The organism is Vibrio sp. R10-SG3-ISO3, from assembly GCF_059834225.1.
This window is the reverse complement of sequence record NZ_JCBDHE010000056.1, coordinates 82,362-102,536: the sequence shown is the minus strand read 5'-3', so window position 1 is coordinate 102,536 and position 20,175 is coordinate 82,362. Positions and strand designations below refer to the sequence as shown.

General features: G+C 49.3%; 18 protein-coding genes and 1 pseudogene. 4 read left to right on the top strand and 15 right to left on the bottom strand.

The window, feature by feature from the left end:
* Positions 1-54: 54 nt before the first annotated feature.
* From AC6R1A_RS17375 to AC6R1A_RS17325, 11 genes are all read right to left on the bottom strand, one after another.
* Positions 55-1,314, bottom strand: a complete 1,260-nt coding sequence (locus AC6R1A_RS17375) for an imelysin family protein (protein ID WP_500633806.1) — start codon at positions 1,312-1,314, stop codon at positions 55-57.
* Between the two features lie 178 nt (positions 1,315-1,492).
* Entirely contained in the window at positions 1,493-2,134 is a 642-nt protein-coding gene (locus AC6R1A_RS17370; protein WP_487901219.1) for a GTP cyclohydrolase II, read from the bottom strand.
* A gap of 181 nt (positions 2,135-2,315) precedes the next feature.
* Entirely contained in the window at positions 2,316-2,486 is a 171-nt protein-coding gene (locus tag AC6R1A_RS17365; RefSeq protein WP_487901218.1) for a hypothetical protein, read from the bottom strand.
* Between the two features lie 232 nt (positions 2,487-2,718).
* Positions 2,719-3,192: a DUF2947 domain-containing protein gene (locus tag AC6R1A_RS17360; protein WP_487901217.1), complete on the bottom strand. Its 474-nt coding sequence runs from the start codon at positions 3,190-3,192 to the stop codon at positions 2,719-2,721.
* A 16-nt stretch (positions 3,193-3,208) separates the two neighbouring features.
* Positions 3,209-3,799: an HD domain-containing protein gene (locus AC6R1A_RS17355; RefSeq protein ID WP_487901216.1), complete on the bottom strand. Its 591-nt coding sequence runs from the start codon at positions 3,797-3,799 to the stop codon at positions 3,209-3,211.
* Positions 3,800-4,378 (bottom strand): ribosomal protein S5-alanine N-acetyltransferase, encoded by a 579-nt coding sequence (gene rimJ, locus AC6R1A_RS17350; protein WP_500633805.1) that lies wholly within the window; start codon positions 4,376-4,378, stop codon positions 3,800-3,802.
* Positions 4,379-5,923 carry a transcriptional regulator TyrR gene (gene tyrR / locus AC6R1A_RS17345; protein WP_500633804.1) on the bottom strand — a complete coding sequence of 515 codons (1,545 nt, stop codon included), beginning with the start codon at positions 5,921-5,923 and terminating at the stop codon, positions 4,379-4,381.
* A gap of 100 nt (positions 5,924-6,023) precedes the next feature.
* Positions 6,024-7,082 carry a YcjF family protein gene (locus tag AC6R1A_RS17340; protein ID WP_500633803.1) on the bottom strand — a complete coding sequence of 353 codons (1,059 nt, stop codon included), beginning with the start codon at positions 7,080-7,082 and terminating at the stop codon, positions 6,024-6,026.
* Positions 7,079-8,458 (bottom strand): YcjX family GTP-binding protein, encoded by a 1,380-nt coding sequence (locus tag AC6R1A_RS17335; protein ID WP_500633818.1) that lies wholly within the window; start codon positions 8,456-8,458, stop codon positions 7,079-7,081. The genes AC6R1A_RS17340 and AC6R1A_RS17335 overlap by 4 nt, the downstream gene beginning before the upstream one ends.
* 139 nt (positions 8,459-8,597) lie before the next feature.
* Positions 8,598-8,783 (bottom strand): hypothetical protein, encoded by a 186-nt coding sequence (locus tag AC6R1A_RS17330; RefSeq protein WP_500633802.1) that lies wholly within the window; start codon positions 8,781-8,783, stop codon positions 8,598-8,600.
* Between the two features lie 94 nt (positions 8,784-8,877).
* On the bottom strand, positions 8,878-10,401 hold the full coding sequence (locus tag AC6R1A_RS17325) for a fumarate hydratase (protein ID WP_500627585.1): 1,524 nt from the start codon (positions 10,399-10,401) through the stop codon (positions 8,878-8,880).
* A 190-nt stretch (positions 10,402-10,591) separates the two neighbouring features.
* Here AC6R1A_RS17325 and pabB point away from each other — a divergent pair, with 190 nt between their 5' ends.
* The gene (gene pabB, locus AC6R1A_RS17320; RefSeq protein WP_500633817.1) at positions 10,592-11,959 is read left to right on the top strand and encodes an aminodeoxychorismate synthase component 1; all 1,368 of its coding nucleotides are present in this window, start codon (positions 10,592-10,594) and stop codon (positions 11,957-11,959) included.
* Here pabB and AC6R1A_RS17315 read toward each other — a convergent pair.
* Complete coding sequence (locus AC6R1A_RS17315) at positions 11,956-13,653, bottom strand: ATP-binding protein (RefSeq protein ID WP_500633801.1); 1,698 nt, start codon at positions 13,651-13,653, stop codon at positions 11,956-11,958. The genes pabB and AC6R1A_RS17315 overlap by 4 nt on opposite strands.
* A 3-nt stretch (positions 13,654-13,656) precedes the next feature.
* A pseudogene (locus tag AC6R1A_RS17310) lies at positions 13,657-14,113 on the bottom strand (heme NO-binding domain-containing protein).
* An 85-nt stretch (positions 14,114-14,198) separates the two neighbouring features.
* On the opposite strand from AC6R1A_RS17310, the gene AC6R1A_RS17305 reads away from it, so the two are divergent.
* The 3 genes from AC6R1A_RS17305 (at position 14,199) to AC6R1A_RS17295 (ending at position 17,799) form a co-directional block, all read left to right on the top strand.
* Positions 14,199-14,810, top strand: coding sequence for a CoA pyrophosphatase (locus AC6R1A_RS17305; protein ID WP_500633816.1), 612 nt, complete (start codon positions 14,199-14,201; stop codon positions 14,808-14,810).
* Positions 14,811-15,091: 281 nt separating this feature from the next.
* Positions 15,092-16,345 carry an aromatic amino acid transport family protein gene (locus tag AC6R1A_RS17300; RefSeq protein WP_500633800.1) on the top strand — a complete coding sequence of 418 codons (1,254 nt, stop codon included), beginning with the start codon at positions 15,092-15,094 and terminating at the stop codon, positions 16,343-16,345.
* Between the two features lie 92 nt (positions 16,346-16,437).
* Complete coding sequence (locus AC6R1A_RS17295; protein ID WP_334552417.1) at positions 16,438-17,799, top strand: L-serine ammonia-lyase; 1,362 nt, start codon at positions 16,438-16,440, stop codon at positions 17,797-17,799.
* A 119-nt stretch (positions 17,800-17,918) separates the two neighbouring features.
* On the opposite strand, the gene AC6R1A_RS17290 is transcribed toward AC6R1A_RS17295, so the two are convergent.
* Positions 17,919-19,076 carry an amino acid permease gene (locus AC6R1A_RS17290; protein ID WP_500633799.1) on the bottom strand — a complete coding sequence of 386 codons (1,158 nt, stop codon included), beginning with the start codon at positions 19,074-19,076 and terminating at the stop codon, positions 17,919-17,921.
* Between the two features lie 479 nt (positions 19,077-19,555).
* Positions 19,556-19,918, bottom strand: a complete 363-nt coding sequence (gene queD, locus AC6R1A_RS17285) for a 6-carboxytetrahydropterin synthase QueD (protein WP_334552419.1) — start codon at positions 19,916-19,918, stop codon at positions 19,556-19,558.
* Positions 19,919-20,175: the final 257 nt, after the last annotated feature.

Sequence of the window (20,175 nt, the reverse complement as noted above, 5' to 3'; positions counted from 1 at the left end):
GGGATAAAAACAGCAAAAGGGCTCTAAAAAGAGCCCTTGGTTTTGATACCACGATTAAAATTCGTGGTCAGCGGTGTCAGGATTTAGGTTGGTGATACCCACAATTTTCGCCGCGCGCTCGATAGAAGCGGTCTGTGCAACCAGAGACATGATCGCTTCATTGACCAAGGTATTACCTTGCGCATTCCCTGATGCGATCAATTGGTCGAAATACTGACCTTGTTCAGCCGATGTGACCAACTCACCCACTTGGGCGCGTGTCACATCAAACTGTTTTTGGATCTCTGCTGCCGCTTGCGCATCTTGCTGTGTCACTAGATCATGCAGACTTGGGCCTGACAATAGTGTGCCATCTTGACGCTTGTAAAGACCGGTATAAACGTTGTAGATACCTTGCTCATTGTAGTAGTGAGAGTTGTGCGTGTTGTCAGAGAAACAGTCGTGCTCATCTTCTGTTGAGTTGGCTTCTAGCGCGACTTTCATTCGCTCACCCGCCAGTTCACCAAGAGAGAGTGACCCCATTCCAAACAGCATTTTACGCAAACCGTTCTCAGCAGAATCCGCCAGCAGGGCTTCACGGTAGTTGCCTTTTTCATCGGCGGACCATTGCTTTTCCATCCACTCAAGATCTTGGACCAACAAGTCTGCCGCCGCTTGCAAGTATTGACCACGGCGATCACAGTGACCATTGGTACAACCTTCACCCACTACGAAATCTGTGTAAGCACGTGCACCCGCGCCCGCATTGGTACCGTTCAGATCTTGGCCCCAAAGCAAGAATTCAATCGCATGGTAACCCGATGCCACGTTCGCTTCTGATCCGCCCACTTCATTCAAGTCCGCAATCAGCTCAGGCGTGATGGTCGACACATCTAAGGTCGTCGCACCGATCTTCAGCTCTGTGTTGGCAACGATGTTGGCCGCCGCGCCTTCATTACCAAGTTCGTATTGATAGTCGCTCGATACGTAGTCAATCAAACCTTCATCCAAAGGCCAGGCGTTGAGTTGTCCTTCCCAATCATCAACAACGGTGTTACCAAAACGGAACACTTCCGATTGTTGGTAAGGAACGCGTGACGCGAGCCAGGCTTGTTTCACGGCGTCAAGTTTCGCCGCCGATGGATCGGCCAGAAACGACTCGATAGCGTTGTCGAGTGTTTTTGCCGTGATCAGCGCGTCGGCAAAGACAGCGTGTGCAACATCCGCATAGTGTTCGACCACTTGCGCTTGGGTCACGTTGGCTGCGTACAACGATCCACTCGCCAATACGAGTGATGCAGTAACAGATTGAGCGAATAGAGACTTTACGTTCATGAAAGGGGCATCCTTGTTGAGCTTAACTATTATTTATATTATTAGTGCTAATCATTATCATTTGCACTACAGATGCCGATAATACAAATTTACAATTTTTTTGCAAGTAAGGATTCAGGGCGGATATAAAAAAACCTCACAAAAGTGAGGTTTTAATAATCGGTGGTAAATGAGTGTGTTACAGGTTGAGCTTATGCTTACCGTGCGACACTTTCGCCTGTAAGTAACCCTGATTCCCCTCTTTAAGGTGAGCAGAGGTATTGACGACTTCTTGAATCTCTATGCCGTGCTCTTTCAACTCTCGAATTTTCTTAGGGTTGTTGGTGACCAATCGGATGGCCTCTACACCCAGCGCTTTGAGCATTTGAGCCGCTTCAGTAAAGTCGCGCAAGTCATCGCCAAATCCGAGATGGTTGTTGGCTTCGTAGGTGTTCATCCCTTCACTTTGTAAACGATAGGCGTCTATTTTGTTGTAAAGACCGATGCCCCGCCCCTCTTGACGCAAATACAAAATGATACCGCCGAGCTCACCCATGCGGTTGATGGTTTCGTCCAACTGTTCGCCGCAATCGCAACGCGAGGAATGAAAAACGTCACCGGTCAGGCATTCTGAATGCATGCGAACCAGAGGCGCTTGCTGAGTTTTGTCTGCTTGCTTAAAGATGATCGCGACGTGTTCTTTGTCTGTTTTAAGACCATGAAAAGAAAGGATTTCTGCGTCGATGTTGCTTTGGGCTCCGACTTTAAAATCCACTCTGGCTCTTACTTCCGCCATATGGGTTCTCACTTGCAACTTTCTATTATCATTATACGCGTTCATTGATAGCGCCTTTGCCGTTAACTATGGGGACTCTTACTGTAAAATTCAACGATAAGATCACTTTTGTTATAATATAACAATTTTCTTGTTAAGCAATTACGATAGGCAATAAAAAACCCCAATCGATTCACTCAGATTGAGGTTGTCAGTATTTGGTGGTTTAAACGCAGAGCGCGTGGACTTAGCTTTGTTGGCTCTTCCAGATATTGAGCTCAATCCATCGAGCTTCCAACTCTTTTAATTCCTCTTGGGTGAGCACCGCCAATGAGGACTCTTTATTCGCCGCAGGGGATTGCAGCGCATTGAGCTTAGAGTGAAAGTCTTTTTTCAGTTCTCGGATGATCGCGTCCACTGCTTTTCCTTAACCTTACCTATCGATGATATTTACCTGTGGATGATAATGCACGGTAGCGTCATATTCACACTATAAGTCTCAAACATGATAACAAATTGCGCATATCTTGCATTATGACGTCAGGTAAATGGGAGCGAAATCACTTTTATTCGCGGTTCAAAATAATCATTTCCCGCTTATGGAAATAGAGCAGTCACCCCGACAAAAGCGGCTGGACGCCGCATATTGATTATTTACGACGCCCCAATTTTACTTGGCCGTCATCACTGAACCACAAGGCTTGATCACGGCGGCGGGCGATCAACATCGGGCCGTCATCGTAAAACAAAAAGTTCTTCCAGTGTTTTTTGAAAATAGCCCACTTAGTTTCGATGATGTTGTATTTCTCGTAACAAAAATAGACGGTGACATCATCTTGCCAATCAAGATGCTCAAGGACCGCTTGTGGTAAACTCTCGTCATCACTTTCCCAGTTGGCCATCCAGTCAACACTCTCAGACCAGTTACTGGCTTTCATCGGCCAATCGGATGAGCTAAAGCGCTCTGAATCGGGGCTTTGTGCACTGATGTTCTCTTTCCAGAGCTGCGCAGCTCTGGCTTGTGTCATGGGTTGCAGTTGCACCAAGTCTTCTTCAGGCAATGGCATTGACTGGTGAGTAAAAATCCATTTTCTTTGGTATTCATCCAAAGGTATGTACGACATCAATAGTCCTCTAGTGTTAGTCAGCTTTCAGCCAACCTTTTTTGGTCGCGTCTTCAATCAGGTGTTTGGCTTTATCCCACAACGCGGTGGAGCCCAACTCAATTTTACGATTCACCGTTAGCGCTTGCTCTCGGCGCACGCCATGCTCCTGCCAACTTTGCCCCTCATTGTGGTAGTTGAGCAACATAGGGATGAGCCTATCGAGCGCCTTGGCGAACTTAGCATCATCAGTTTGGCCTTGTTCAAACTCACACCACAGCTGAAACAGCGCCTCCCCCTGATCGCTAGGAAGCATTGCGAACAGGCGCTGCGCGGCTTTCAGTTCCTTTTCTTCTTGTTCAGCGCTCGCTTTGGCATCATAAACAAAGGTGTCACCGGCATCAATTTCGACAATATCGTGCAGCAGCAGCATTTTCACTACTCGTGCGATGTCGACGGGCTGATTGGCGTGCTCTTGCAGTAGCACCGCCATCAAAGCGACGTGCCAACTGTGCTCTGCGCTATTTTCTAATCGGCCCTGCGCGCTCTTGACTCGTGTGCGGCGCAAGACGCTTTTCAATTGGTCGAGCTCAATCAGAAGATTAAGCTGCTGTTCTAAGCGTGTCATTCAATTCGCCTTCCAATGTGGATTAATTAACGACGTCAGTTTGTGATCTTCCCACTGACCATTGATCAATAAGTACGCTTTTGCGAAGCCTTCTGCTTCAAACCCCACTCTCTGCAACACCGATTCGCTCCTTGTGTTTCTTGGCATATAGCTGGCGTTGATTCGGTGGAGGTTTTGAATCTCAAACATGTAGTTCACCGCTAAACGCAGTGCTCGGGTCATCACACCTCGTCCTAGCGCGCTTTGACCAAGGGAGTAGCCCACCGTGCACGTGTGAGCAGGAAAACGCGAGATATTGCTAAACGAAATCGTGCCAAGCATCTCGCCGGAATCCGTGTCGAGAATAAGCAGATAATAGCCAAGGCCCATCTTGTGCAGTTCATGCAACTTGATCAGGCGTTGAGTCCAACCTGAACAGGTATAAAACGGCGCTTCTCTCTCAGGCTCCCAAGGCTTTAAGTGTTCGCGGTTCGCCACAAAGTAATCACTGATCATCTGACCATCGGTTGGCTCTGCCGTGCGTAGTGTCACATCACCATCGACCTCAAATACGCTGGTGGGGGTACTGATTCGCTTCATCTAGTTTTTTCTGATCCCATACTCGCGCAGTTTATTGGCAATAGAGGTGTGCGAGACGTTGAGGCGTTTGGCCAACTTACGACTCGATGGGAACGACTGATACAAACGCTCTAACACCTGTGATTCATAGTCTTTCATAATGTCATCTAATGAACCGTCTAGATTGATCTTGGCGCTGCTGCCGTGGCTGTTTTCTAGTTGCGGAAGATGGAAAAGATCGACCGTTAACGTATCGCTTTCCAGTTCCGTCAGCGCTCTAAGGACCATGTTTTCTAGCTGGCGCATATTCCCCGGCCAATGGTAATTGACCAGTTGATCCACCAAGCCTTCTTGGAGAGTGGGTTTGTCCACACCCAACTGCTTCATGTATTTAGCGACAAATAGGTCGAGCAATACTGCGATATCGTTAGTGCGCTCACGCAGAGGAGGAATATTGAGGGTGAGGACATTAAGGCGATAGAAAAGATCTTCACGAAACGCTTTTGACTCCGCTAAATCGGCTAAGTTGTGGCGCGTAGAGGCAATCACACGCACATCGACATGCACTTCGTGCTCTTCACCCACTCGGCGGAAGGTGCCATCTTGAAGCAATCGCAGCAGTTTGATCTGCAAATGTGGACTCATTTCACCGATTTCGTCGAGGAACACTGTCCCACCATTGGCTTGTTCAAAGATCCCTTTGTGGCCTTGTTGATGGTTGAATGAGCCCGGCGCGTGACCAAACAGCTCGGTTTCCGCCACATCATCAGGCATCGAGGCACAGCTCAATACCAAAAATGGGTGATCCGCACGATGAGAGCGATTGTGACATGCACGCGCGAGCATCTCTTTGCCGGTACCGGTTTCGCCTTGAATCAGCAGGGGTTGATCAAGCATAGAGAGTTTCTTCGCTTGGCTGATCAGCGCTTTATGGCGATTGGAAATACCGACAAAATGCTCAAAGCCGAGGTTGTTGTGCAGTGGGAGCGAGTCATCAAACAAGCTCTTCTCTTGAGCTGAGCGAATCATCACCATCGCACTGGCGAGTACAGAAACATTGGTTTCATCGGTAATGTAAACCGGCATGACTTCCATTAAGTAATCCAGCCCACCAATCACGATGTTTTTCCGTTGGCGATTGATCTTGCCATCTATCCACTTTGAAAAGTTAAAGTTGGGCAGCAGTGAAGCCACAGGGTGACCCAGCATCTCTTGTGGTTCAAGATTAAACAAGCTCGTCGCCGCATGGTTAGCCATGTCGACATTGCCTTTGAGATCAATGGCCAATACAGGCTCAGGTAGATTGTTCAGCAGCGAAATCAGCTCTGTATTGTGGCGCTCCATCGGCATGAACTGAATTTTACGTACGTCGTCGACACCTGAAATGCGGCGTATTTCTGCCATCAGTTCACTGAAGGTGTCAAAGTCGATGTCTGGGCAGTTGAGATAAATGATGCCCGAGATGTCAATTTCGATGCCGCGTAAGTCGATGTCCTTAGAGGCAAGGATGTCGAGTAGCTCGCGGGTGAGACCAACCCTGTCTTCACATAGTACTTCTAAGCGCACAGATCCGTTCCTAATTTGGGTGTCACGAAAAGTTGACAGAAGTGTCGCCTAAGCCCCGATTTTCGTCAAGCCGCATGCGCTTGCCTGCCTCACATTCGCGCTATTTGACCGATAAAGCGACGACTTTTTCTACAATTTGCTTACGAATCTCACCCAATCGGACTTGTTTCCCCGCCAACCAAGGAAGCGGCCTCAATAGTCCCATCGCTTTGATGCCGAGTCTTGCTGTGAGTATGCCAACCCCAAGTCCTTGCCCCGCACGCGCAGACAAGCGACCTGCTAAGTCCATCGACATCAAGTCGATACTGGCATCGACCGCTAATTCACTCGCTCCCGCCGCGGCCATATTGACTAAGGTGGCTTTAAACAGTGTCAGCCGAGACCAATAGCCCAGCTCCACACCGTAGACCGCTGCTAGCTTGTCCAACATCTTGAAATTTCGCCACGCGACCAAGGCCATATCTGCGATCGCCAATGGGCTGATCGCCACCAACGCCGCGGACTCCGTGGCATGTTGAGTGACAATCGCTTTGGCGCGTCGGTCTTGCTCTGCGATGACCAACGCATCAAACAGTTCTAGAATATCAGCGTCGCTGTGAGATTGTGTCACCGCCTCTTGCCAGCGCTGAAAATCAAGGCTCTTGTCATCAAGGCCACCTTGCTTGGCCAACTGCTCACAAAATGCCTTCGCTTGGCCAACACTGTTGGCCTCCAACAGCGCTTGGCTTTGTTCTTGTACACTAAAATGGTGACACAAGCGGCGCAGTTTCCATAACTCTTTCCCCAGCGCTGTTACACCAAGGCCGGCCAACGCCGCGACAAATCCAGTCCACCCTAATGTCAGCCAATCCCCCGCTTGAATTGCATTGTAGAGAGAATCGACCGCTTGCCAGCCCACCAATCCAGCAAAGGCCGTAAGTAGCACTGTCACCCAACGACTGGTGCGTTTTTTCGGTCGCAAGTTTTCTAGCTTCTCAATGGCCTCATCCGCTTCCACCTCATCATCAATGCTAACGGGCGCGAAGGACTCTTGGGACGAGAAGGCCTGCTTGAGAGTCAAGTAGTCCGCCTGTGACTGCGTGTCCTCATTGGACGTGGACTCAAAGACCTGCTTTTTCTTTAAGCGAGGTTCACTGTGGTGCTCATCATGCTGACTCATTTCAATTTATCTCCCAGCAAAAACTGCAGAACTTTGTCCATTCGGATGTGAGGTAGTGGCGCATCGAGCTGTGCTTTTTGCGGTCTAAATTCCGTGAACTCAAAACCGTGCTGCTGCCAATAGCTGGCACCGGGAAGTTTTCTCGGCACTTCGCCGGGATAAATGGTTTGCGGCTCACCGCCAAGGTCGACACCTCTTAGTGCAGGGTAAGACGTCCCCGCTTTGGTCACAAAGCCCGGTTGGGTTGCCTGTACGGAAGCAATGGAGAGGCACTGCATCTCGATATTCTCAAACGTGGTGGCTTGCCATGCTGGGTAAACCATCTGGCCCAGCAGTGATACCAAGTGTGGGTGCTGATCGGGCGTCACATGATCGGCTTTGGTGGCGGCAAACAAAATCTTGTCGATAGTAGGAGAGAACAGACGTCGCAACAGGTGGCTTTTCCCATAGCGAAAACTGCCCATCAGTTGCTCTAACGCGCCGCGCATATCATGAAAAGCGTCAGCGCCCGCGTTGAGCGGCAGCAAACAATCCACAAGCACAATTTGGCGATCAAACGTGGCGAAATGGTGCTTATAGAATGCTTTGACAACCTTGGTTTGGTATTCGTGATAACGCGCTCTGAGCATCGCTAACTGGCTGTCTTTGTTTACTTGTTTCCCTTGTTCTTTCTCCAAATAAGGGAAAAATTGCAATACAGGCGCCCCGGTCAAATCGCCCGGCAAAACAAATCTCCCCGGCTGAACCCAGTGTAGCCCCGCGGCTTTACAGGCATGCAAATAGTCGGTGTAGGCGGCTGACAGTGCGGCCAGTTGCTCTTCATCGGCGTCCGCTTGGGGCGAAAATTGCGCTAACTGACTAAGCCAAGGCTCGGCCAGTTGAGCTCTTTCGCCTTTCAACGCAGCAAATTGCTGCTCAGACCATTGATCAAAATCCATCTCCAACAATGGCAAATCCAGCAGCCACTCGCCTGGATAATCAATAATATCAATATTGAGCGTTGCACTGCTGCCTAACAACTTTTTGCTTCGCTTCTTCGGCTTGTACTTAAGCGCTAAACGAATTTCACTCACGTCACGAGTGGGTAACGGCCAATCGGGCTGCTCCGCATACAAGGCCCGCATCGCCTCATCATAGGCAAAGCGCGGCACCATGAGATTGGTTTGCGGTTCACGTCGCGCACCAATAATTCGCTTTTCACGCGAGGCTTCCAGCAGGGGAAGCGCCTCATGGGTCGAGGCATGCAGCAGTTGATTGACGAGCGAGCTGATAAACGCGGTTTTCCCTGCACGAGATAACCCCGTGACCGCGATTCGCACGTGAGAATCCATACTGCGACTGAGCAAATCTTGCATCTCTTGTGAGAGCTGTTTTATCGGCGTAGGAATGGACATGAATGGCCTCTTTTGATCATTTGTACTAAAGGTACCGACTTCAATCTTAATCAAAGATGAACAAAAAAGCCCCTGATTAAAATCAGAGGCTTAGCAAATCGAGATTGCGCTTGAGCGTCGCTTAATCGTCTTCAATCAATTTGTAGATAACAAACAAGCTAATCTCAACCAACACAAACAGCACACAGGTAATGGTGACGTATTTCTCATTGAAGATACTGATACCGTGCAGGATTAAGTCGTAGCCGATGAGGGCGCCAACAACTGCAGCGATGATCAGCTGTAAGATTTGTACAAAACGAGGCATGTGCACTCCTAATACCAGTAGACGTTAAACAAAAGGTGCGACTCATTCGCACCTTTGTCAACTGATTCCTAATGAAATCAGCGATTTCTCACACTTAAGCTTGGCTTTCCATCTCTTGGATTTTCACTTTCCAAGTGTCTGGGCCAATCTGGTGAGCGTTCACGCCATTGGAGTCGACGGCGACAGAAACGGGCATATCTTCCACTTCGAATTCGTAGATCGCTTCCATACCCAAATCTTCAAAGGCGACGACACGCGCTTTTTTGATCGCTTTCGCCACTAGGTAAGCCGCGCCGCCTACGGCCATCAAATAGACCGCTTTGTGTTTTTTGATCGATTCCACCGTTGCCGGGCCGCGTTCGGCTTTGCCTATCATGCCCATGATGCCGGTTTGTTCGAGCATCATATCGGTGAATTTGTCCATACGGGTTGAGGTGGTTGGCCCAGCAGGCCCAACGACTTCATCGCCCACCGCATCAACGGGGCCCACGTAGTAGATAAACTTGCCTTTTAAGTCCACGCCTTCAGGCAAGCCTTCACCGCTCTCTAGCATCCCTTGAATGCGTTTGTGCGCCGCATCTCGGCCGGTCAGAATTTTACCTGACAACAGCACCGTTTCACCGGTTTTCCATTGCTCAATGTCTGCTTGCGTCACGGTATCTAGATTCACTCTGCGGGTGTTTTCGCCCGCTTCCCAGGTAATGTCGGGCCACTCTTCGAGTTTCGGCGGCGTCAGATCCGCAGGGCCGCTGCCATCAAGCGTAAAGTGAACGTGGCGCGTTGCGGCGCAGTTCGGGATTAAACAAACAGGCTTGGAGGCTGCATGAGTAGGCGCGGTTTTGATTTTAACGTCAACAACCGTCGTTAAGCCGCCTAAACCTTGCGCGCCGATACCTAGACGGTTCACACGGTTGAAGATGTCTAAACGAAGCTCCTCTTCTGCGTTCTGCGGGCCGCGTTCGATGAGCTCTTGAATATCAATGTGCTCCATTAATGATTCTTTCGCCAATACCGCCGCTTTTTCAGCAGTGCCACCGATACCAATGCCCAGCATACCCGGTGGACACCAACCTGCGCCCATAGTTGGCAAGGTTTTCTCTACCCACTCTGCAATATCATCGGATGGGTTGAGCATCACCATTTTGGTTTTATTTTCACTGCCGCCGCCTTTGGCCGCAATTTGAATTTCAACTTTGTCACCCGGCACCATATTGATGTGTACCACCGCTGGCGTGTTGTCTTTGGTATTAATGCGTTTCCCGGCAGGGTCCATCAGTACTGAGGCGCGCAGTGGGTTGTCAGGGTTGGTATAGGCTTGGCGCACACCCTCATCGACCATTTCCTGCACCGTCATGTCGGTGGAGTCCCATTGCACGGCCATGCCAATATTGACAAAACAGGTCACAATGCCGGTGTCTTGGCAGATAGGTCGGTGCCCTTCTGCGGACATGCGCGAGTTAATTAGAATCTGAGCAATCGCGTCTTTCGCGGCTTGACTCTCTTCCTTGTGGTAGGCTTTTTCTAGGGCTTGAACAAAGTCCAATGGGTGGTAGTAAGAGATGTACTGAAGTGCGTCAGCCACACTGCTGATCACATCCTGCTTGCGAATTACCGTCATTGCATGCCTCTTTTATCGTTATGCTTCCTTATTATAAGGCCGATAGATACGCGTTTGCTTAAGAGGAGTCGTATGACCAACGCCGTAATAGGGTCAAACGCCGATGTAGCGACCTGAGTTGCCATTATGATACTCTTGCTTTCCCTCTTATACCATGCAACGAACGATCTCTTTGTCACAAATTAAACAAATGAATAACAACGCGCCAAATGGCTTACAAATCAAACCTCTTTCTTATGATCCGCACTTAGCGACGACGCTATTTGCCCCAATTGCGTCGATGCCGTGGGCGATGTTGTTACGCTCACCGTCACGAGATCATGTCGACAGCCGTTTCGATATTCTGGTTGCCCAGCCGATTGCCACCGTCACAACGCGTGGCGATACCAGTACGGTGGTCACGCCTGAGGGGCAAATGGACAGCAAGTTAGACCCTTTTCAGCTGCTCGACGACACGCAACAGCGCTGGTTAAGTGACACAGACTACGACGGGGAACTGCCCTTTGTTGGCGGTGCATTGGGTTATTTTGCTTACGATTTGGGCCGCCGCGTGGAACAGTTACCTGTGTATGCGATGCACGATCTCACCACACCAGATATGGCCGTCGGCCTGTATCGCTGGGCACTGGTGGTCGATCACTCGCAACAGAGTGCGGTTTTGGTTGGTGAAGACATAGAGGCGGCGCACCAATGGTTGTTTGCTCAATCAGAGGTATCCTCGCCGACGTTTGCGCTGCAAGCGCCGTGGCAATCGAATATGACGCCAGCAGATTACGCGCGCAAGTTTGACCAAGTGCAGCAATATCTGCGCTCGGGCGACTGTTACCAAATCAACTTGGCGCAGCGTTTTCAAGCCCCTTATCTAGGTGATGAGTGGCAAGCGTATCAAAAACTCGAAGCGGTCAATCAAGGCCCTTTTTCTGCCTTTATTCGCACCGAGCAAGGCGCGATTTTAAGTGTCTCTCCCGAGCGTTTTCTGCAACTCAATGGCGGCCAGATCGAGACCAAACCGATTAAAGGCACCCGACCACGCCACACCAACCCTGAGCGCGACAAGCGCGCCGCTGACGATTTATTGTACGCGGAGAAAGATCAAGCGGAAAACTTGATGATTGTCGATTTGCTGCGCAATGATGTCGGCCGCGTCGCCGCGCCAGGCAGTGTTGCCGTTCCGAAATTGTTTGATATTGAGAGCTTCCCAGCGGTACACCATTTGGTGAGCACGATTACCGCCAGGTTGGACTCGCCATACCGTGCCAGTGATTTGCTACGTGCGTGTTTTCCGGGGGGATCCATTACCGGCGCACCCAAAGTGCGCGCGATGGAGATCATCGAAGAGTTGGAACCGCATCGCCGCAATGCTTACTGTGGCAGCATTGGCTACATCAGTCGCCACGGCCGAATGGACACCAGCATCACTATTCGCACCCTAGTGGCAGAAGGCGGCCAGATGTACGTTTGGGCAGGAGGCGGTTTGGTGGCTGACAGTCAAAATGATGCCGAATATCAAGAGACGCTCGATAAGCTCAGCCGCATTTTACCCGTGTTGAGTGCTTAACCCCACTTTTCAAGCATCAGATGTAGGTCTTTGGCAGTGTAGGGTTTGGTCAGAATGTCGTTCATCCCACTCTCGATGCAGCGCTCGCGCTCTTCTAGAGTGGTGCCGGCAGTCAACGCGATAATGGGTAAGGTGTAGTTTTGATCGCGTAAATATTGCGTCGCCTCAAACCCATCCATTTCGGGCATGCGGCAATCCATGAAAATCAAATCGTAGTGACGCTGTGTGACCGCCTCAACAGCTTCCAGCCCGTTGTTGGCAATATCAGGCACAATAGCGAGCTTTTTCAACATCTGGTTGATGATCACTTGGTTCATGCGGATATCATCCACCACCAAAATGGTGAGATCGTCTAAAGGTTTTTGATGTTTTTTCGCCTCGACTTGACCCGACGACCATTCTTCTATTGAAGCCAAGGTCAAAGGGATATGAAAAGAGAAACAACTGCCTTTGCCCTTCTCACTGTCTGCTGCGATCTCACCGCCCATCAGCTCCACAAGATTTTTCGAGATGGCTAGCCCAAGTCCAGTGCCCTCATAGTTACGTTTTGCCGTTCGGTCAGCTTGGACAAAAGGCGTGAACAACTGCTCTAACGAATCAAAATCGATCCCTATCCCCGTATCGACCACCTTGATGTGTAGCTGCCCCTTTTGCCACTTCGCAGAGACACTCACTTGGCCTTGTTCGGTAAACTTAACCGCATTGCCGACTAAATTGACTAAGATTTGACTGATGCGTTCAAAGTCACCAGTGAAGGCTTCTGGCAATTCGGTGCACTCGTCGATAATAAAACCAATGCCTTTTTCTCTCGCTCTTGGTTCAAACACACCGAGTAACATGGCTCGGATGTCCGCCCAGAGGAAGGTTTTGGGAATCAATTCCATCATCCCGGCGCTCATCTTACTGAAATCAAGAATGTCATTGATGATATGGCGCAGCAGGCCACCCGAATGGGCTAAGTTAGTGAGTAAGGTTCGCTGCTCTTCGTTGAGCTCCGTTTCAGACAGCAGCTCTGCACTGCCGAGCAATCCGTTAAGAGGTGTGCGTAACTCATGGTTGATCATCGCGACAAATTCCTTGGTCGCTTTCTCTGATTCCTCGGCACGTGCGCGCGCTTCTTGGTTACTGGTCATAATAAGCTGGCGACTGATGGCATTGCAGAGCAGCTCGCCTACCAGCGCGATTTGGCTCTCGATAAAATCAGCCTCTATCACGCTCGGTTCTACCTCTACACAGAGTTCACCTATCACCGCGAAATCCACTTCAAGTGGCAGCCTGAGTGTCGTCTCATCCCAAACCGCATAAGGCTTGATACTCTCGAGCGTTGTTTGGCTACCTTGACCAAATTGGTCGGCGATCACCGTAGGCAATAAGTTGGGTGAGATAAACACCCCTGCACGTAGGACGACGGAAGAGGATTGAATCCGCTCTAGGAAATTGGCAATTAAGCCATCATCAGGTGTGCGACTTAAGAACGCCCGGCCAAAATGGATCAACGCTTCGTTGATCTGCTGCTCAAAATCGAGCTTGCGTAAATCTTTGTGGGTTTGCTTTTTGAGTTGCGCTAAGACCAACTGAAGCTGCTGATTCGCCTCATACAGCTCCAAACTTTTATTTTCGAGCAGCTTTTCTGCTTGCTTACGCGCAGCGATTTCTCGTGCTAACTTGCGCTCTAGCGACGATGGACTATCCATAGGCTAGCCTTCAAGGACCACATGGAAACGCACGTCATCCCCCGCGCCGGTTTTGTCTTTCATTTCAATCGCCAATGTTTCACCAAAATGGCGCGCGCAGCCTTCAAGTAGGCCAAGGCAAACATGCGACATACATCGGGCACTTTGATAATCAAACACCACTTCAGATTCACTTTCTGAGATAAACACAAACTTCGGTGGATTGGCTTCGGCGTAAAGCTTTTTCACCTCAATATGAATGTAGTCTTCTACCAATTTGATAAATTGCAGTGAGTTTTTACAGCCCCCCAAACTGTTGGCGTCAGGCAAGGTCGCGAACAGATTATCAAACACGCTTTGACCAAAGACGCGCTGCAAATCTTCGGGCGAAATGCCGGTTTGTTTGCTCAAAATAACAATCAACTTGACCAAATTTTTCCTCGACCAAGGCGAGAAACTCAGTGAATATAATGCCCTTCATAAAATACGCTATCCTTGCAATAACCATTACCCAATAAAGCATGATCCATAAGCGGCGGTTTTTCAAATAACGACCAAGGGCTAAGATATTGTCTGTGCTAAATAAAAATCACTTAATACAACGTTTTCAGTTTCTTCAAACCGTGGATTATCATCAGGAAGCACTGAAACGTGTCTCGCACTTCAAATCGGAATCGCTGCGTCCAGCGTCAGTGCTGGTCGGCTTTGTGGAGCGTGATAATGGCCTGCACGTGCTGTTTACTAAACGGGCCGCGCACTTAAAGCACCACCCGGGTCAGGTGAGCTTTCCGGGCGGAAAGTATGAAACGAGTGATGGCACACTGGCCCAAACAGCGCTGCGAGAGACTCAAGAAGAAATTGGTATCGACCCTAAGCGCATCGCCATTTTTGGCCAGATGCCGGAACTTGTCACCGTCAGCCGATTTACGGTCACGCCCTTTCTCGCCTTTATCGAGCCGGACTACACCCCACGCATTGACACCAATGAAGTGGCAGAAGTGTTTGAAGTCCCCCTGAACTTAGTGTTGGACCGATCCAAACTGGTCAGTCAGCACTTTCTCGTCAACCAGAATCGACATCGAGTGTTCGGTCTCTCTTACCAACACCATTTTATCTGGGGGATGACGGCGCAGATCATTCAAGCGCTGCAACAACATTTATCACTCCCTCGCCGATAAGTGATCTTTTTTCATCTATTCACATCAACTTTGTTCATCTCACACAGCCAATCGTTTGCGCCAACCTCAAAATAGCCACCTTTTAGTCAGCATTAGTTTTTGTAATGATTAAAATTAGCATAAATCACCAGTGGCACGTCATTTTCGTGATGAAAAACCTGTTTTGAAAACCGACTGGTGCGACCAGACACAAAGCATGATTTAGATCTATTTTTCGTGAAACAAAATAAGGCACTATTGCACCCGACTTATTTCCTGTTCCCAAAAATGAGTATCACAACATGAATTCAACAACAACTGCGGTTAATGCCGCACAATCCTCTAGTAAGTTTGCTTACACCGACTTCACTTGGTGTCTCTCTTTGTTCGGTACCGCAGTCGGTGCCGGCGTTCTATTTCTACCGATCAAAGCTGGTGCGGGTGGCTTTTGGCCATTAGTTATCTTAGCGCTAATCGCAGCACCGATGACATGGTTTGCACACAAATCACTGGCTCGCTTTGTACTTTCGGCGAATAACCCTGACGCAGATATCACAGATACAGTAGAAGAACACTTCGGTAAGACTGGCGCAAACATCATCACTTTTGCCTACTTTTTCGCCATTTACCCTATCGTTCTTATTTACGGTGTCGGTATCACCAATACCGTTGACTCTTTCCTTGTCAACCAAATGGGTATGGAGTCGATTCCGCGCTGGTTACTCTCTGGTGCGTTGATCGCGGCGATGACAGCGGGCGTCTTGTTCGGCAAAGAGCTGATGCTTAAAGCAACGTCCGCACTGGTTTACCCTCTCGTGTTCATCTTGCTTGCGCTCTCTTTCTATCTTATCCCTGACTGGAACGGCTCTATGATGTCGGTCGCTCCAGACTGGTCATCAATGCCATCTATCGTTTGGCTTGCAATTCCTATCATCGTGTTCTCTTTCAACCACAGCCCGGTGATCTCTCAGTTCTCTAAAGAGCAACGTCGCGTTCACGGTGACAACGCAGTGAAGAAAACAGACGCCATTACCGGCGGCGCAGCGATGATGCTGATGGGCTTCGTAATGTTCTTTGTGTTCTCTGTGGTGCTCTCTCTGTCTCCTGAGCAACTTGCGATGGCGAAAGAGCAAAATATCTCTGTGCTCTCTTACCTTGCGAATGTGCATGAGTCTCCACTGATCTCTTACATGGGTCCTTTGGTGGCATTTGCTGCGATCACCTCAAGCTACTTCGGGCACTTCTTGGGTGCACATGAAGGTTTAGTTGGACTTATCAAATCACGTTCACAAACGCCGGTAAGCAAAATCGAAAAAGGCTCAATGGTATTCATCGTTCTAACCACTTGGGTTGTGGCGATTGTTAACCCAAGCATCCTTGGCATGATTGAAACCATGGGCGCGCCAATGATCGCTGCCATCCTATTCTTGATGCCTGTTTTTGCTATGCAAAAAGTCCCAGCGATGGCGAAGTACAAAACTTCTGCACCTGTACAGATTTTCACAACTATCTGTGGTCTTGCTGCCATTAGTTCTGTAATCTACGGCGCGCTATAAACCGGGCTCTGATTCATCAGGACGGATAGCAAACAAATAGAATAATACTAAGCCTCCCTCTTGCTCGGGAGGCTTACTTTGAGGTAATCAATATGATTAGTGTTTTTGATATCTATAAGATCGGCGTTGGTCCTTCTAGTTCTCACACAGTCGGCCCAATGAAGGCGGGTAAAGAGTTTATTGATGACTTACGTGCAATGGGAAAATTGCGCGACATCACTAAAATCACCGTTGACGTCTATGGATCACTTTCACTGACAGGGAAAGGTCACCACACGGATATCGCCATCATCATGGGTCTTGCTGGCAACACCCCTGAGAAAGTCGATATCGACGCGATTCCAGGCTTTATCGCTCGCGTTGAAGAAACAGAACGCCTTCCTGTTGGCATGCACTGTCATACCGTCTCGTTTCCTAGAGACGGAGGAATGAACTTCCACCGTAGTAACCTCTCTTTGCATGAAAATGGCATGCAGATTCATGCTTGGATTGGTGAAGAGAAAGCCTACTCTAAAACCTATTACTCTATCGGCGGCGGTTTTATCGTTGACGAAGAAAACTTTGGTAAAGAAGAAGCCAACCCAATCAAGGTGCCTTACCCGTTCACATCAGCGGAAGAGCTCGTCAATCAATGTAAAGAGAGCGGGCTATCCATCAGCACCTTGGTGATGAAAAACCAAGCGGCAATGCACTCTGATGAAGAGTCTCGCACTTACTTTGCCAATATTTGGAAAACCATGCGCGAGTGTATGGATCGCGGTATGAACACCGAAGGTATTCTTCCGGGACCATTGCGTGTACCGCGCCGTGCTGCGGCGTTGCGTCAGCAACTGTTGACCTCTGAAAAGACGACCAATGACCCTATGTCTGTGGTCGATTGGGTGAACATGTTCGCCTTTGCGGTGAATGAAGAGAACGCGGCGGGTGGCCGTGTCGTAACAGCGCCAACCAATGGGGCATGTGGCATCATCCCTGCTGTGCTCGCCTACTACGACAAGTTCATTCAAACCGTGACAGAAAAAGATTACATCCGCTACTTTGCTGCATCTGGCGCAATTGGTGGCCTGTACAAACGTAACGCCTCGATTTCTGGTGCTGAAGTGGGTTGTCAGGGTGAAGTGGGTGTCGCCTGTTCGATGGCAGCGGCGGGCCTCGCTGAGCTTATGGGCGGTAGCCCTGAGCAAGTGTGTATGGCAGCGGAAATTGCGATGGAACACAACCTTGGCCTTACCTGTGACCCTGTTGCAGGTCAAGTTCAAGTCCCTTGTATCGAGCGCAATGGCATTGCCGCTGTGAAGTCGATTAACTCGACTCGCATGGCGCTTCGCCGCTCGTCAGCACCAACAGTATCACTGGATAAAGTGATCGAAACCATGCTGGAGACGGGGAAAGACATGAACGCCAAATATCGTGAAACCTCGCAAGGTGGTTTGGCCGTTAAAGTGATCTGCTAATCCGATGATGTAATCGCTTACCTTTGAGTCGGTTACACTGGTTCGGGTTTGAATAAAAAGGGAGCGCTGAATATCAGCGCTCCCTTTTTCGTTGGGTTACTTCAACTCGAAAATACGCATCACAACAGCACTTGTGAAGCGAGCAGCGCGCTACCAAACAGCAATGACAGCACCAGCATCAACGGCCCACCTTCTGCGGTGTAACGCTGTGATTGTGTATCAGCCAGTCGCAGTGCATACACCATGGCAAGCGGTACAAACACCGCTAAAAACACCAAGATAATTCCGGCATAGCCCAACACCGCTAAGAATTTATCCGCCGCAAACAGCGATCCCAGAAGTGGCAAGATGAACGTCAACACATAGGTCACGACGCGGTTTTGGTGGAACATGTCGCGATTCTGGTTATACAGCGCCATAGCGACACCAAAAAACGATGTCAGCAATGCCAATCCGGTAAAGAGTGACAGCAAGGTGCCAATCCAGCGGGAATGATGCTCGAAAGCCGCGATCAAATCGCCCACCCCTTTCAACTCACCCAACTGAGTAGGGTTCAGATTCCCGACCACGGCAAACAGCCAACACAAATAGCAGAAAAGCGGTATCACCGAACCGATGATGACCATGTTTCTCAATTCGCGGTCCGTCGCCTGCGAATTGTAAGCAACCAAAGAAGGGATCACGACCATAAAACCAAAACTGGTAAAGAGTACGGCGCTGGTTTTGAACAGTTGCCAATGGTTGTCATTGAGCACTCGACTTAAGTGATCAAAATGAAAATCTGGCAGCAAAAACGCCAGTGTGGTCGCAAGACACGCGATCATGACCAAGAATAAGCCGCGGTTAAGCTTATCGATAATACCGGTTCCGGCGGCGATCACTCCACCAGCGATAACAGTAAAACCCATCTGGCTTTGAGTGGGTGTGATAGCCAAGCCCATTGCCGCCATCAACTGACTGACCAAATCCGCTGCGCCTAAGATGTAGGCCATCAATAAACAGATGAGCAGCGCGTATAAAAGCGCGTTGGTGATCCATTGACCACTTTTTCCTAACGTGTTGCGCGCGATGGAGTTCAGGCCCAGTCCGCCACCGGATTTTAACGTTGCTTCAAGCAGTAACAAGGCGGCGTAGGTGGTACCGGCGCAGATCACGATCATCAGTAAGGTGCCAGACCAAAGACCAAATTGCGCCAATACCATAGGTATAGCGAGCATGCCGGCACCCAGTGCCGTACCCGAGATAATAAGGGAGCTTCCCAAGAGTTTTGTATTCATAACGTTGTTTTCTGTGTTAGTGCGTGTTGAGTAAATGTGCGCTACCTAGCGCGGTGGCTAACGGTCAGAAACAATAGGAATAATGGTGTTTGACGTCGTGATATAGGGAGAAAAGTGACGATAAAGAAGCAGAATGAGAATAGAGCGAGTGAAGAGGCGTGACAGCACAGTGTGGCGACCCTTCCGTCGGCTCGATAATAGGCGTAGTAATTTTAACAATCATTGAACTATCCAAGGCGATGCAGCAATCCGTGCCAGAAAAACAGCCTATCCTCTGCTGCCGTGCCCAGTTTGGGCTCAGCCATCTTAAACATCATCCTCGTGATTGCAACGCCTGCCACGTTGAGTGATGAATTATTGGCCAGCACAGTGCGCAACACGATGAACCCAACGTCGATGGACGAGCACACAAAAAAAGCGAAGTCATCTATTCTTCGTTTTTTCCACAGAATCCTTTACCAGCCGCTACGCTGTGGCGATTACTCGCCTTTGTAAATACAACCGGCCGTGCAGGTCTCTTTAATTTCAACCTTGCTTAATAGCGGCAGTGACGGTTTGAGCTCGTTCCAGATCCATTTCGCCAATACTTCACTGGTTGGGTTTTCCAATCCCTTGATGTCATTAAGGTAGTAGTGGTCAAGGCGGTCATAAATCGGTTTAAACGCCGCTTTGATTTCCGCAAAGTCGACAACCCAACCTGTGTGAGGATCCACCTCGCCCTCGACATACAGGCGAACTAAGAAAGAATGACCATGAAGGCGACCACATTTGTGTCCTTCTGGCACATGGGGCAAGTGATGCGCGGCTTCGAACATGAATTCTTTGTATAGTTCAGTTTTCATTTTGACTCTCGGGTTTTTAAAGAGTGGCAATACTAAGGAATTAGTATAGTGGAGACAAGCGCGAAATCCGTTGAATGACCAAGCAAACGCTTTCCCTTCCACACCTCTTATCTGTAGCACGGCGGCAAAACGTCACAGCGTCAAGTTTTTGATTACAACAGTTACACATCACATTTACACACGACTAACATGTGTCGCATCACAGTCTCAAATAAACCTACTTTCTATAGCGGTATCTATCCAAGATCATAGTGATG

Coding starts and splice junctions, on each gene's coding strand:
- pabB (WP_500633817.1), top strand. CDS start 10,592: ATGAATAACAACGCGCCAAATGGCTTACAAATCAAACCTCTTTCTTAT.
- AC6R1A_RS17340 (WP_500633803.1), bottom strand. CDS start 7,082: ATGAGTCAGCATGATGAGCACCACAGTGAACCTCGCTTAAAGAAAAAG.
- AC6R1A_RS17375 (WP_500633806.1), bottom strand. CDS start 1,314: ATGAACGTAAAGTCTCTATTCGCTCAATCTGTTACTGCATCACTCGTA.
- AC6R1A_RS17370 (WP_487901219.1), bottom strand. CDS start 2,134: ATGAACGCGTATAATGATAATAGAAAGTTGCAAGTGAGAACCCATATG.
- AC6R1A_RS17355 (WP_487901216.1), bottom strand. CDS start 3,799: ATGACACGCTTAGAACAGCAGCTTAATCTTCTGATTGAGCTCGACCAA.
- AC6R1A_RS17295 (WP_334552417.1), top strand. CDS start 16,438: ATGATTAGTGTTTTTGATATCTATAAGATCGGCGTTGGTCCTTCTAGT.
- AC6R1A_RS17330 (WP_500633802.1), bottom strand. CDS start 8,783: ATGCCTCGTTTTGTACAAATCTTACAGCTGATCATCGCTGCAGTTGTT.
- rimJ (WP_500633805.1), bottom strand. CDS start 4,378: ATGAAGCGAATCAGTACCCCCACCAGCGTATTTGAGGTCGATGGTGAT.
- AC6R1A_RS17325 (WP_500627585.1), bottom strand. CDS start 10,401: ATGACGGTAATTCGCAAGCAGGATGTGATCAGCAGTGTGGCTGACGCA.
- AC6R1A_RS17300 (WP_500633800.1), top strand. CDS start 15,092: ATGAATTCAACAACAACTGCGGTTAATGCCGCACAATCCTCTAGTAAG.
- queD (WP_334552419.1), bottom strand. CDS start 19,918: ATGAAAACTGAACTATACAAAGAATTCATGTTCGAAGCCGCGCATCAC.
- AC6R1A_RS17315 (WP_500633801.1), bottom strand. CDS start 13,653: ATGGATAGTCCATCGTCGCTAGAGCGCAAGTTAGCACGAGAAATCGCT.
- AC6R1A_RS17290 (WP_500633799.1), bottom strand. CDS start 19,076: ATGAATACAAAACTCTTGGGAAGCTCCCTTATTATCTCGGGTACGGCA.
- AC6R1A_RS17360 (WP_487901217.1), bottom strand. CDS start 3,192: ATGTCGTACATACCTTTGGATGAATACCAAAGAAAATGGATTTTTACT.